9 protein-coding genes and 3 pseudogenes are annotated in these 13,128 nt (G+C 70.1%); 6 read left to right on the forward strand and 6 right to left on the reverse strand.

The features are described 5' to 3' along the window. Nucleotides 1–16 precede the first annotated feature (16 nt). Nucleotides 17–846, reverse strand: a pseudogene (locus ACVW19_RS02215) (IS5 family transposase). A gap of 263 nt (nucleotides 847–1,109) precedes the next feature. Then, complete coding sequence (locus ACVW19_RS02220; RefSeq protein ID WP_457456065.1) at nucleotides 1,110–1,448, reverse strand: helix-turn-helix domain-containing protein; 339 nt, start codon at nucleotides 1,446–1,448, stop codon at nucleotides 1,110–1,112. Between the two features lie 1,027 nt (nucleotides 1,449–2,475). Between ACVW19_RS02220 and ACVW19_RS02225 the strand changes: the two genes are divergently transcribed. After that, complete coding sequence (locus ACVW19_RS02225; protein ID WP_457456067.1) at nucleotides 2,476–2,862, forward strand: excalibur calcium-binding domain-containing protein; 387 nt, start codon at nucleotides 2,476–2,478, stop codon at nucleotides 2,860–2,862. Between the two features lie 1,305 nt (nucleotides 2,863–4,167). On the opposite strand, the gene ACVW19_RS02230 is transcribed toward ACVW19_RS02225, so the two are convergent. Beyond that, nucleotides 4,168–4,530, reverse strand: a complete 363-nt coding sequence (locus tag ACVW19_RS02230; protein ID WP_457456069.1) for a hypothetical protein — start codon at nucleotides 4,528–4,530, stop codon at nucleotides 4,168–4,170. 69 nt (nucleotides 4,531–4,599) lie between these two features. On the opposite strand from ACVW19_RS02230, the gene ACVW19_RS02235 reads away from it, so the two are divergent. Continuing rightward, nucleotides 4,600–4,800 carry a hypothetical protein gene (locus ACVW19_RS02235; protein WP_457456070.1) on the forward strand — a complete coding sequence of 67 codons (201 nt, stop codon included), beginning with the start codon at nucleotides 4,600–4,602 and terminating at the stop codon, nucleotides 4,798–4,800. 178 nt (nucleotides 4,801–4,978) lie between these two features. After that, nucleotides 4,979–5,806 (forward strand): alpha/beta fold hydrolase, encoded by an 828-nt coding sequence (locus tag ACVW19_RS02240; protein ID WP_457456072.1) that lies wholly within the window; start codon nucleotides 4,979–4,981, stop codon nucleotides 5,804–5,806. 169 nt (nucleotides 5,807–5,975) lie between these two features. Here ACVW19_RS02240 and ACVW19_RS02245 read toward each other — a convergent pair whose 3' ends face one another. The 3 genes and pseudogenes from ACVW19_RS02245 to ACVW19_RS02255 form a co-directional block, all read right to left on the reverse strand. Beyond that, a complete protein-coding gene (locus ACVW19_RS02245; RefSeq protein WP_457456074.1) occupies nucleotides 5,976–6,695 on the reverse strand; it encodes an IS6 family transposase in 720 nt (239 codons plus the stop codon). A 73-nt stretch (nucleotides 6,696–6,768) separates the two neighbouring features. Further along, nucleotides 6,769–7,614: pseudogene (locus tag ACVW19_RS02250) on the reverse strand (IS481 family transposase); the annotation flags it as partial. Nucleotides 7,615–7,690: 76 nt separating this feature from the next. After that, nucleotides 7,691–9,055: pseudogene (locus ACVW19_RS02255) on the reverse strand (NF041680 family putative transposase). A 305-nt stretch (nucleotides 9,056–9,360) separates the two neighbouring features. Here ACVW19_RS02255 and ACVW19_RS02260 point away from each other — a divergent pair. The 3 genes from ACVW19_RS02260 to ACVW19_RS02270 all read left to right on the forward strand — a co-directional run bounded on the left by ACVW19_RS02260 (nucleotide 9,361) and on the right by ACVW19_RS02270 (nucleotide 13,124). Then, nucleotides 9,361–10,383: a LacI family DNA-binding transcriptional regulator gene (locus tag ACVW19_RS02260; protein ID WP_457456076.1), complete on the forward strand. Its 1,023-nt coding sequence runs from the start codon at nucleotides 9,361–9,363 to the stop codon at nucleotides 10,381–10,383. 266 nt (nucleotides 10,384–10,649) lie between these two features. After that, the gene (locus ACVW19_RS02265) at nucleotides 10,650–11,780 is read left to right on the forward strand and encodes a GH12 family glycosyl hydrolase domain-containing protein (protein ID WP_457456078.1); all 1,131 of its coding nucleotides are present in this window, start codon (nucleotides 10,650–10,652) and stop codon (nucleotides 11,778–11,780) included. 270 nt (nucleotides 11,781–12,050) lie between these two features. Then, entirely contained in the window at nucleotides 12,051–13,124 is a 1,074-nt protein-coding gene (locus ACVW19_RS02270; protein WP_457456080.1) for a lytic polysaccharide monooxygenase auxiliary activity family 9 protein, read from the forward strand. Nucleotides 13,125–13,128 lie beyond the last annotated feature (4 nt).

Here is a 13,128-nt window from a genome sequence, read left to right on the forward strand (position 1 = left end):
GTGGTGTCTTCAAATGTCACGCCCACATCAGGAGCGAGGCAAGGGTGACGGCTGCCCGGTAGGACTCGACGGTCTTGTCGTAGCGGGTGGCGATGCCGCGCCACTGCTTCAGCCGGCTGAAGCAGCGTTCGACCACGTTGCGCCGCTTGTAGAGCTGTCGGTCGAAGACCGGCGGGCGCCCGCCGCGGCTGCCCCGGCGGAGCCGGTTGCGGACCTGGTCGGCCCGCTCCGGAATGGTGTGGGCGATGCCCCGCCGCCTGAGCCAGGCCCGGATCGCCTTGGAGCTGTAGCCCTTGTCGCCCAGCACGTGATCGGGCCGCACCCGGGGGCGTCCCGGGCCGAGGCGGGGCACCCGGATCGCCTCCATCACGGCGGTGAACTGGGTGCAGTCGTTGGTGTTGCCGCCGGTGACGGTGAAGGCCAGCGGACGACCCCATGCATCGCAGGCCAGGTGGATCTTGCTGGTCAGGCCGCCTCGGGAGCGTCCGAGGGCGGGGCTGCGGAGCCCCCTTTTCGGGCCCCGGCGGCGTGCTGGTGGGCCCGCACGACGGTGGAGTCGACCGACACCAGCCAGTCGATGTCCCCGGCCGCGTCCGCCCTGGCCTGGGCGGCCTGGAGCATCCGCTCGAAGGTGCCATCCAGGGCCCAACGGCGGAAGCGGGTGTGCAGCGTGGCCCACGGGCCGTACCGCTCGGGCACGTCCCGCCAGGCGGTCCCGGTGCGGAACTTCCACACGATCCCGTTGAGCACCGTGCGGTCGTCCAGCCGCTTGCGGCCCCGCAGCGATGCGGGCAGCAGCGGCCGGACGAACTCCCACTCGGCGTCCGACAGTTCATGGCGACGTATCACCCGACCATGATCCACCACCCAAGACCATTTGAAGACACCGCCTAGCGCCGGTCAGGGCCGGGGCTACCACCAGCCTCCGTCCGGCGTGTCGACGCGCAGCGACAGGCCCGCCGTGACAGCACTCGCCCAAAGGCCCGCGAGGAAGTCCTCCACGGCCAGGCCGTGGGGGCGGCACAGGTCGACCCGGCCGGCGCCCGGACAGTCGACGGCCCCTTTCCGGGCGGCCGCGAAGCTCCTGGGGGTTGCAGGTCTCCGCCGTCTCAGGGCGCGGTCGTCGGGGTCGCCGATCCGGCGGCGTGGCGGTATGCGGCGTTGAGGCGCTGGGCTTCCTCGAGCTGGTCTTCGAGGATGACGATGCGGCAGGCGGCCTCGATGGCGGTGCCCTGGTCGACGAGTTCCCGGGCGCGGGCGGCGATGCGCAGCTGGTAGCGGGAGTAGCGGCGGTGGCCGCCCTCGGAGCGCAGCGGGGTGATCAGGCGGGCTTCGCCGAGGGCGCGCAGGAAGCCCGGGGTGGTGCCGAGCATCTCGGCGGCCCGGCCCATGGTGTAGGCGGGGTAGTCGTCGTCATCGAGACGGCCGAAGGAGTCGTCTGCTGTCACTTGCACCTCTCGGTAAAACGCGGGGAGGGGCCCTGGTGCCAATGGCACCAGGGCCCCGAAGGAACTACTACACCATCTGCCGGCCCTGATACTGCGCCGGCCTCCTGTGTCCGCAGACCCGGCCGAGATGCTGCCGGGGGTGCGGGGATCGCGGTTGCGTGACCGGAGACCACCTCACTATCGATAGTCCTGCGGTACCCGGGCCCAAGACGTCCGCCCGGGCGATCCTGATGGCGCTCGGCTCCTCCGTTCTTCCCTCTTGATCAACTACTTACCAAACGGGGGACTGCGCACTGCTGGTACTGCTGGTACTGCTGATACTGCGAACTGCTGGTGGCCTGTGACAGCGCCACCCTTCGGCAGCCGGCCCCGTCGCCCGTCCTGCGTCTGCTCTGGCCTGGGACCCCACTGCCGAACTTCCCGGTGCGCGCGTCCGCAGCCGACGCCTTCACCGGGGTGCTGCTCACTGACTTCGCTGCGGGGTCCTGCTCACGGCGGCCCCTGATCACTGCGGGCCACCCGGTGCGGTCGCCAGTCCCGTCGCCGTCCTGCAACCGCTCTGGCTTCGGGACTCCACCACCGCACCGTCCTGCGTCCTGCAACTGCGGGTACTGCTGCCCGGCAGTTCGTCTCTGCCGGGCCCTGTTGATCTCGACTACGAGAGAAACCATAACCACACCACCACCCAATGTCTACTCCGGCCGCCATAGATTTCCGCGTGTTCGACGGTGAGGTAATCGAACCCGAACAGCGACGGGGCAAGCGCACGGCCGGCACCGCCCGGTTGACGGGCCAGGCCGGGGCACCAGCACCGGGCAGACGGGACCCACGAGCCGGCAAGGGAGCAAAACCGCCCCGTGGGCAGCGAGCGTCACGAAACGGTGACTGCTCCCCCATACTGGCACAGCCGTCCCATCGAACCGCTGGCCTCAGCGCACCTGTTACCGCCCAGGGGGACGACGTGACCAGCCCATACACCGCACCGCAGCCACCGCGCCCCGCCCCCCGGTGAACGCGGAAACGCCATGTGCTTCCCGCTCCTGGCCCGGCCTTCCTGATCGGCCTGGGAGCCGGATCCGGCTCCGGCTCCCAGGCCGATGACGCCAGACCGGCCTCCGCCACGCCGCAGCCGACGGCCGCCGTCAGCGCCACGATGACCGCCACCGCGCAGGCTGCGCCTGCGCCCACGGCCACCGAGACCGTCGAGGTCACCGAAACCGTCACCGCCCAGCCCGCCTCGGGCGGCGGTGGCGGCAGCGACGACAGCAGCGCGGAAAGCGGCAGCGGCGCAGGGAGCGTCTGCTGCGCCAACTGTGCGGCAGCCCGTGCCGCGGGAGCCGCACCCGTCCACCGCGGCGAGCCCGGCTACGGCCGCCGCCTCGACCGCGACGGCCCCGGCTGCGACTGGGGCTGACAAACAACGGGCCGCCTCGACGGGAAAGACGAGGCGGCCCTGTGCCCAGTCTGCACCAACCGTAGGCAGAGGCCCGCTGCGTCGCCCCGCCCCCACAGCGGCGGGGACGGGCAGCCAGGGCAGCGCTATCCGGCAGGTTCGTACGTCACGGCCTGCCCGGGGCAGGCGCCGGCGAGGTCATCACGGACGGCGAGTTCGGTGCTGTCGGCGGCCAGGTTCCAGCGGAGCTTGGTGGCGGCCCACGGAAGTCTTGGCGGTTGCGGTGGCCCGGCCGGAAAGCACCGCCTGAGCGGCGGCTGCGGCATCGATCGCGTCCGTCTTGCCGCTTCTCAGCTTGACTCGGGGATCTTGGAGTTTCGCGGCGCGACAGCATGATCACCGGGCATGCTCGGGGCTGTTCCGTAGGCCGATGCAGTGGTCGAGGTGTTCGTTGCCGCTCCGTTCCCGTTCCGGTGAGCAGGTCCCGTCTTTGACCGCGCAGGTCGCGCGGGCGAGCAACCCGGCCGGGACGGCGGCGATGTGGGTGAGAGACCGCCTCGACGGGCTGTGGTGCGCCGAGGACTTCACGGCGCGGTACCCGCGCGACGGCCGTCCAGGCCTCTCGCCGGCCCAGCCGGCCACCGTGTGTGCTGCAGTTCCTGCTCGGCCTGTCGGACCGGCAGGCCGCCCAGGCGGTGCGCTGCCGCATCGACTTCACATACGCCCTGGCCCTGGAGCTGGACGGCCCGGCTTCCGCCACAGCGTGCCGGCCGACTTCCGCGACCGGCTCACCGAGGGCGAGCGCGCCGAAGGGAAGCGCTGTCCACGACCAGAACGGGGTAGACGCGGTCGAGGGGACGGTTTTGCCATGGGCCAAGCTGCCCACGCCCCGACGCAGCGGTAGAGCTATGCCCCGCCAGCACGCCCCAGCCGCTCAGAAAGTCGGCCAGGGCGCGACGCTGCTCTTCCTCGTAGGCACATCTGCTGCGCGAGTACCCGGCGGTCGTTGTACGGGGCGACGGCGGCGAGGACCAGGCGCTGGAGTTCGTCCGGTTCGAGGGCTTCGACATGGTGCCCCCGGTGGGCAACTGAATCCCGCAGCACCGCCGCCCCGCGTCCTCACGGTGCACAGCCGCCCGAGGAGATGATCTCCGGCTCGGCCTCCCCTGCCGGGTACACCGCCACCGACCAACGGGTGTAGCTCCAGCTCTTGTTGGCCTTGAACTCGGCGAGCAGCCCGGGGCACAGGGTCGACGAGGTGACACCCCGGAAGTTGGAGCGCCGGACACGGCCGATGAGGACCCCGGAGCTGTCCGAGGCCCCTCCCTACGCCGCCTTCTCCACGAGGTCGAAGCCGAGGTTGATGGCGTCGTTCGTGGCGAAGGACTCGTTGCCGTTGCCCTCCCCGACGGCGGCGTCCCAGGCTGCGATGATGACCTTGCCCGCGTTGTCCGCGTTGTCCGCGACGCGGATCTCGTTCTGGTCGGCGCTCGGAATGCGTGCGGTCGCGATGCCAAGATCATCGCCCTGCCACTGTCCGGCGACCTCGCTGAAGCATCCGCTGGTGGCCTGGCCGAAGCCGAGGATGATCGGCTCGGGATCGGTTTCGCCCCCCTCCAGTGGACGGAGTAACGGCCGTAGAGCCAGGTGCTGGGGTGGTCCTTCAGCCGGTGCGCGGAGGCGGAGCACACCGCCCTCTCGGCGGCCCTGCGGAAGACCTCCAGATTCTCCTCGGGGATCTGGGCAATCGGCCCCCCGGTGACCAACACCGTCTGCGCCCGCTTGTTGAAGGTGACGGTGGGCTCCATGAAAACCATGTTTTTGGTGGCGAGCATGGTCTTCATGTCGGCCAGCGCAGACTGTGCCACGCCTTCCTCCTCCTCGTCGCTCGACGTCGCGGTGCGCCTCTCGATGCGAACTGCGGGCGGGGTGATCGCTGTGGCCTGCTCGATGCGCTGAAGTGGAGCTTCCCGAGTAGGGTGGGACACACGACGTGCCCATCGGCCGCCTTCCGTTGCAGGCCTCTCCGTCGCCCCTTGTGCGTCCGCTGCTGGTCGTGGCGTGACATTCCAAGTGCGGCTCGGGCACTGAATTCCCCTGAAGTGCGAAGTTCCAGACAAGTGCTAGAGAGGCAACCATGGCCTTTGCCACTGCCAAGGACGGCACACAGATCTACTTCAAGGACTGGGGGTCGGGCCCACCGGTGGTCTTTTCCCACGGCTGGCCACTGATCGCGGACGCGTGGGATCCGCAGCTGAAGCTGATGGCGGACAACGGCTTCCGGGTTGTGGCCCACGACCGGCGCGGGGGTGGACGCTCGGGCCAGCCCTGGGAGGGGAACGACCTCGACACGTACGCTGAGGATCTGGCCTCGGTCATCGAGGCCCTCGACCTTCGTAACGTCATCCTGGTCGGTCACTCGACCGGTGGGGGAGAGGTCACGCGCTACATCGGCCGACATGGTTCGAGTCGTGTCACCAAGGCGGTTCTGCTCGGCGCGATCCCCCCGTTGATGCTCAAGACGGAAGCGAACCCGGAGGGGCTGCCGATCGACGTCTTCGACGAGCTCCGAAAAGGCGTGCTGACGGACCGTTCTCAGTTCTACAAGGACCTCAGTGCTCCCTTCTACGGCGCCAACCGCGAAGGATCGACCGTCTCGCCAGGGATCCGCGACGAGTTCTGGATCTGGAGCATGACGGTGGGCATCAAGGGCGCCCACGACTGCATTAAGGCGTTCTCCGAGACCGACCTCACTGAGGATCTCAAAAAGTTCGACATCCCCACGCTGATCATTCACGGCGACGACGACCAGATCGTTCCCATCGTGGCATCTGCGAATAAATCGTCGAAGCTCGTCAAGGACGTGACCTTCAAGGTCTACCCGGGTGCTCCGCACGGCTTGTCGATGGTCCCCGAGTTCGCGGGACGGTTCAACGCCGACCTCCTCGAATTCGCACGCGCCTGACCGGCCACGCCTCGTCGCTCACTGGTCTTCTCGCGTTCTGGCCTGCGGATGCCCGTCCGCAAGCCTCGACCGTCAGGCGCAGCCGGTGGATCGGCACTGCCACGTTGGTGAGGGTGGGGGTGCCTGATGATGCGTCGGGGTGTGGGTCGGCCTCGGGCGGCGGCCTGGGTCAGGCTGTTGTGGGCAGGGCGGCGCGGCTGGTGATCTGATCCCAGATCGTGAATCGGGCGCTCATCTCGGTGCGGTACTCGGTGGCGGTCATCAGGTGGCGGCGGGGCCGGAAGTGGGATGAGATGCCGCTGAACGCGGACAGGAACCGCTGGGCGCCGCCGGTGGAGCGGAAGCCCTTCATCGCGCGTTCGCGCTGCCGGGTGGGCTGGTGGCTGTTCTCGGCCCGATTGCTCAGGCCCTTGTGCGAGCGGTGCTCGACCGAGGGCATGACCTCGCGGGGGGCCGCGCCGTAGGAACGCAGCTTGTCGGTGACGACCACCCGCGGCACCGAGCAGGTCTTCTTGAGCAGCCTGCGGAAGAACCGCCGGGCCGCGGCGGTGTCCCGGCGGCTCTGCACGAGGATGTCCAGCACGTTGCCATCCTGGTCGACGGCCCGCCCCAGATACGTCTGCCCTCCGTTGATCTTGATGAAGACCTCGTCCAGATGCCACGTGTCCCCGGGCCGAGGCCGCCGACAGTGCAGCGCGTTGGCGTAGGCCTGGCCGAACGTGGCGCACCAGCGGCGGACGGTCTCGTGGGAGACGATCACGCCGCGCTCGAGCATGAGCTCCTCGACTTCCCGGAGCGACAGCGGAAAGCGGAAGTACAGCCATACGCAGTGGGAGATGATCTCGGCCGGGTACCGGTGCCCCTCGTGCGACGGCAGCGCGGCACCCACGAGCAAACCCCTTCCCGGAGCGATCAATCTGAAGAGCACCCTACGGGAGCTCCCCAACGTGGCAGTGCCCCGCAGTGCGTTCGTCGTTGCTGGTGTAGGGGCGGACGTAGGCCCACTCCTCGACGAGGGTGCGGTTGAAGCGCTCGACCTTGCCGTTGGTCTGGGGCCGGTAGGCCCGGGTGAGTTGGCCCGTGGCGCCGAGCTGGACGAGGGCCTGCTTCCAGGCGAGGCTCTTGCAGGTAGGCCCAGGCGTTGTCGGTGAGGACGCGTTCGATGCGGGTGATGTCGTGGGCGTGGAAGAACGCGGCGGCGCGCAGGAGGAACGCCGTGCAGGTGGCGAACTTCTCGTCGGGGTGGATCTCGCTGCGGGCAAGGCGGGTGTGGTCGTCGACGGCAGAGTGGATGTAATCGAAACCCATGCTGGAGCGGGTGGCGCGTCCGGCCTGGCGGCCGAGGGCCTTGTGGCCGCCCCATCGGGGATCCGACCGAGTTTCTTGACGTCGATGTGGACCAGTTCGCCGGGCCGGTCGCGTTCGTAGCGGCGGATGACCTGTCCGGTGGACCGGTCCAGGAACGCCAGCCGGTTCAGGCGGTGGCGGGTCAGGACGCGGTGGACGGTCAAGGCGGGCATGCCGAGAACCGGGCCGATCCGGGCAGGGCCAAGCTTGCGCTCCCGCCGCAGCCGGCAGACCTCGGCCTCTGTCGGGGCCGGGGTCCGGTGCGGGATGGTGTGCGGCCGGCTGGGCCGGTCGTGGAGGCCCGCGTCGCCCTCGGCGGCGAACCGGCGGACCCATTTGTGGGCGGTGGTGCGGGATATGCCCATCTCGGCGGCGACATGCGCGATCGGACGGCCCGATGCGACGCGTTCGACCAGGAGCCGTCTGCCGTGAACGGTCAGCCGGGCGTTACGGTGGGGCACGAAGACCTCCGGTCGGTGTAGTCCTAGACAGCTCCACCACACCGGAGGTCTTCGTCATGATCAAGCCCCACGCGCGTCAACAACGCTCGTGATCAATACACCTATCCCGTTGCTTGTTCTTCGAGCCGGGGGGCCGTCCGGGACCGGGGCGGGACGGTTTCGGCGCGATTGCCGGGCGGGCTGCTGTCGCGCGGACGTTGCGAAACCCCCGGCGGACCCGGGCGGGGGTGAGGCAGCGGGGTTCCGCGAACCGTTCCCAGGGGCGGCGGAGGCCCTCGGCGAGCGGCCGGGCGAGGCGGAGTTGTGTGTGGGCGGCGATGATCAGCCAGGTCCGCAGGTCGGCCGTGTCGGGATGCCTGATTTTCGGGGCGGTCCAGCCCAGGCTCTGTTTCATCAGCCGGAAGGTGTGCTCCAGGTCGAAGCGGCGGAGGAAGGACTGCCACCAGCGGTCCACGTCCGCCGGTGCGGCGGCGGTGGCCGAGCACCACAGCCAGACCGGTTTCGGGTCCCGGTCACCGGGCAGACGCTCGACCTTCAGGCGGATCAACGTGCCGTGCAGGACGGGGAGTTCTTCCTTGGCGTGGTTCAGCCAGGGCCCGCGGTGGGTGAGCCGGGGGTGCATCCGGTCCCAGGCCGTCGCGGTGGCCGTGCCGTAGCGGGTGGTGTCCGTGGCGGTCGTGACGTCGGGCTCGTGCCGGCTGTCGGGCTTCTTGAACGTGAGGACGCCGCCATGCCGGCGGGGACGCCCGCCCCGGGGGCCCGACCGGGCGGGGCCGGGGTCTCGGAGCATGACCCGGTCCGAGCGCAGCCGTCCGACCAGCACGACGGGCAGGCCGGCGAGAGCGTGGGGCAGGTAGGCGACGTCGTAGCCGGAGTCCCTCACGATCACGATGTCCGGATCGCCCGGCCTCCAGTGGCCCGCTCTCGTCAACCACTCGACGACATCGCGGGGTTGGGCGGCAGTGACGGTGGTCGCGTCGTCGGCCGGGCCCAGGCGGACCGCGTCCAGCAGAGCGACCCAGGAGGTGCGGCCGGACTCCAGAGCGGCGACGAAGGAGTAGGGCCGGCCGGGCACCAGTTGGTTCGAGCTGCGGTCGCCGCGTCCTTAGACATGGCAGAACAGCCGGTCGCCGCTGGTGGGAGTGTCGGGTCGCAGCCAGTGCGACACGCCCACGGCGAGCATGATCCGCCCCTCGGCCGCCTTCGGCAGCGGCAGGCCCGCCAGCGCGCGGCGCAACCGTGTCGGCTCCAGCCAGCCACGGTCCAGGGCCGCTTGCGGCGCACCGTGCCCGCGCCGGTGCTCGGCCGCCAAGGAGAGCTCGACCAGGGTTTTCACCGGACCGTCCGCGCACAGCACCGCGTCGGTGAGCTCGACGAGCACGTCCGCGCGGCTGTACAGGCAGTCGTAGAACCCGACACGAAAGTGGGACAGGACGCCCAGTGCGGCGTCGGCGGGACGTGCAGGAGCGAGACTCTTCACCAGCGGCCGTTCCTTCACGCGACATTGCTCGACACCTCGAAGCGCGAAGAACTGCCGTCCTGCCGTCCCTCGAAGAACACAAGATCAGCGGGTCGAGTGAACCGGCGAGGTTAAACGCCAAGCTCAGGCGCGGGTGTGGCGGCGAGTACTTGGCACCTTGTGCGGGGCAGCATGATGTACGGGCCGACCCGTTGCGGGGGCTTGGGGGAACGGTCGATACGGGCATGGCTGGGGCCGTAGGATCAAGTGATCTCGTGGGGGTGGTCATGCTCAGGCGGCGTCCGGGCCCACCGACGCTCGAGGAGGTGGCCGCGCTCGCCGGTGTGGGGCGAAGCACCGTCTCCCGCGTCATCAACAACGCGGCGGGCGTGAAGGACACGACGCGACGCGCCGTGCAGCGCGCCATCGCGGAACTGGGGTACGTCCCCAACCTGGCGGCCCGTACGCTGGCGGGCCGGCGTGCCGACGCGGTCGCGCTGGTCATGACGGAGCCGGACTGGCGGCAGTTCGGTGAGCCCTTCTTCTCGGAGATCGTGCGGTCCGTCGGTGACGCGCTGACCGAGACCGAGGTGCAGTTGCTGCTCACCCTGGTGCGCACGGACGCCGAGCGGCAGCGTCTCGTGGAGTACGCGCGCGGCGGCCGGGTCGACGGCGTCATGCTGATGTCCGTGCACGCCGAGGACGCGCTGCCCGACATGCTGGCCGAAGTGGGCCTGCCCACCGTCCTGCTGGGGCGGCGCTCCGGGGACGAGAGTGTGACCTACGTCGACGCCGACAACGTCGGCGGGGCCCGCAGCGCCGTGGCGCATCTGCTGGATACCGGCCGCCGCGCGGTCGCGACCATCACCGGACCGTCCGGCATGTACGTGGCCCAGTGCCGGCTGCGCGGCTACCGGGAGGCGCTGGAGCGGGCGGGTGCCGAGGGCAGGCCGTCCTGGACCGTCGAGGGCGACTTCTCCGCGGACAGCGGGCACCGCGCGATGGTCGAACTCATCGAGCGTGCCCCGGAGATCGACGGGGTGTTCGCCGCGTCGGACACCATGGCTGCGGGCGCGCTGGGCGCCCTGCGCGCGGCGGGGCGGCGGGTCCCGGACGACGTCGCGGTGATCGGTTTCGACGACTTTCCGCTCGCGCAGCACACCGATCCGAAGCTGACGACGGTGCGTCAGCCGCTGGAGGAGATCGGGCGCACGATGGTGCGGCTGCTCCTGGAGGAGATGGAGGAGCCGGCGGTGGCCTGGCGGCACGTCATCCTCCGCACGGAGCTGGTGTTGCGCGGCTCCGCCTGACGACCCGCCGCCCCGGCCCGCCGGGCGCGCCCTCGGTGCACGTCGAATGTTTCGGGAGCGCTCCCGGCGTTCGGAGTTCGAGTGGCTCACCTCTCTGAGCAGCGCCTTCGAAACGCATTCGACGGGTTGCCGCGCACAGGGTTGTCAGGGACATGGGCGCCTTCTACAGTCCCCTTCCGGAACACTTTTGGGAGCGCTCCCATCATCGGGGAGGCGGGAGCGCTCCCGCCGGTAACCCCGCACACCCTCCCGGAGAGGTCCCCCACATGCCACGGTTACGGCACCACCCCCGCACGCTGCGCACCGTGTCGGCCGCGCTCCTCACCGCTCTCGCCGCGCTCGCGGCGCTGCTGACCGCGACCGCCCCGGCCCAGGCCGACACCACGGTCTGCGAACAGTACGGATCAACCGTCATCCAGGGGCGCTACGTCGTCCAGAACAACCGCTGGGGCACCAGCGCCACCCAGTGCGTCACCGCCACGGACACCGGCTTCCGGGTCGCCCAGGCCGACGGCTCGGTGCCGACCAACGGCGCGCCGAAGTCCTACCCGTCGGTCTTCAACGGCTGCCACTACACCAACTGCTCGCCGGGCACCGCCCTCCCTGCGCGCATCAGCGGCATCGCGAACGCCCCCACCAGCATCTCGTACGGCTACGTCGACAACGCCGTGTACAACGCCTCGTACGACATCTGGCTGGACCCGACGCCCCGGACCGACGGGGTGAACCGGACCGAGATCATGATCTGGTTCAACAAGGTGGGGCAGATCCAGCCGATCGGCTCGCAGGTCGGCACGGCCACCGTGGCCGGGCGCACCTGGCAGGTGTGGTCCGGCGGCAACGGCACCAACGACGTGCTGTCGTTCGTCGCGCCGTCGGCGATCAGCAGCTGGAGCTTCGACGTGATGGACTTCGTCCGGGAGACCGTCGCGCGCGGACTGGCGGGCAACGACTGGTACCTGACGAGTATTCAGGCCGGTTTCGAGCCCTGGCAGAATGGCGCGGGACTCGCCGTTCACTCGTTCTCGTCCACCGTCAACACGGGCGGCGGCTCGAATCCGGGGGACCCCGGCGCCCCGGCCGCCTGCACGGTGTCGTACGCCACGAACGTCTGGCCGGGCGGCTTCACCGCGAACGTCACCGTCACCAACAACGGCCCGGCCGCCGTCGAGGGCTGGCAGCTCGCCTTCACCCTGCCCTCCGGGCAGAGCATCGTCCACGCCTGGAACGCGTCCGTCACCCCCTCCTCGGGTGCGGTCACGGCGACCGCACCGGCCGGCAACACGCGGATCGCCGCCGGGGGGAGCCAGAGCTTCGGCTTCCAGGGCAGCCACAGCGGCGCCTTCGCACGGCCCGACGCCTTCCGGCTGAACGGCACCGCCTGCCGGACCGCGTGAGGCGCACGGCGGGCCGCGCCCCGCCGTGCCCCTTCGCTCCGGGGGCCCGTTCTTCCCTCCCTGCGCCGAAGGGCGGGCCCCGGCCGCACCGCACCGCGAACGGCCGCGCCGAGGGCCGGTGCCGACGCACCGGCCGCCCGGCCGGTCCCGTTCCGCCTCGGGACGGTCCCTCCAAGCCCCCCGCCCGTCCGGTTGGCGCCCTCCCCGGCCGGGCGGGGGTTCCACCCCTTCACCGCTCATGAAGAACTCAGCATCGGGACAGGAGACTCCATGGCTCTGAGAAGCAGACTGGTCTCTCTGGCAGCGGTACTGGCGACCCTCCTCGGAGGGCTCGGTCTCAGTTTCCTCTGGCAGAAGGACGCGCAGGCGCACGGCGTGGCGATGATGCCCGGTTCGCGCACCTACCTCTGTCAGCTGGACGCCATCACCGGCACCGGCTCACTCGACCCGACCAACCCCGCCTGCCGGGCCGCGCTGAACCAGAGCGGCGCGTCGGCCCTGTACAACTGGTTCGCCGTCCTGGACTCCCGGGCTGCCGGGCGCGGCCCGGGGTATGTGCCGGACGGTACGCTGTGCAGTGCCGGCGACCGGTCGCCGTACGACTTCTCCGCCTACAACGCGGCCCGCTCCGACTGGCCCCGCACGCATCTGACGTCCGGAGCGACGATCAAGGTGCAGTACAGCAACTGGGCTGCGCACCCGGGCGACTTCCGGGTCTACGTCACCAAGCCCGGCTGGTCGCCCACGTCCCAGCTGGGCTGGAACGACCTGGAGCTGATCCAGACCGTCACCGACCCGCCCCAGCAGGGCTCCCCGGGTGCCAACGGGGGCCATTACTACTGGAACCTGAAGCTGCCCTCCGGCCGCTCCGGTGACGCGCTGATCTTCATGCAGTGGGTGCGTTCGGACAGCCAGGAGAACTTCTTCTCCTGCTCCGACGTCGTCTTCGACGGGGGCAACGGCGAGGTGACCGGCATCCGGGGCTCGGGCAGCACGCCGCCCCCGGACCCGGACCCGACCGACCCGCCCCACACGGGTGAGTGCATGGCCGTCTACAACGTGGTGAACTCCTGGAACGGCGGTTTCCAGGGCTCCGTCGAGGTGATGAACCACGGGACCTCGCCGCTCAACGGCTGGGCCGTGCAGTGGAAGCCCGGTCCCGGGACCACGATCGGCAGTGCCTGGAACGGCTCCCTCACCACCGGATCCGACGGCACGGTGACGGTACGGAACGTCGCTCACAATCGGGTGATCAATCCCGACGGAAGTGCGACGTTCGGCTTCACGGCCACGTCGTCGGGCAACAACTTCCCGGTGGGCACGATCGGTTGTGTGAATCCGTAGCGAC

The organism is Streptomyces sp. TE5632, from assembly GCF_054061295.1.

Bases quoted from the DNA above. Each gene is read 5' to 3' on its own strand.
- ACVW19_RS02270 (WP_457456080.1), top strand. From the start codon at position 12,051: ATGGCTCTGAGAAGCAGACTGGTCTCTCTGGCAGCGGTACTGGCGACC.
- ACVW19_RS02260 (WP_457456076.1), top strand. From the start codon at position 9,361: ATGCTCAGGCGGCGTCCGGGCCCACCGACGCTCGAGGAGGTGGCCGCG.
- ACVW19_RS02240 (WP_457456072.1), top strand. From the start codon at position 4,979: ATGGCCTTTGCCACTGCCAAGGACGGCACACAGATCTACTTCAAGGAC.
- ACVW19_RS02265 (WP_457456078.1), top strand. From the start codon at position 10,650: ATGCCACGGTTACGGCACCACCCCCGCACGCTGCGCACCGTGTCGGCC.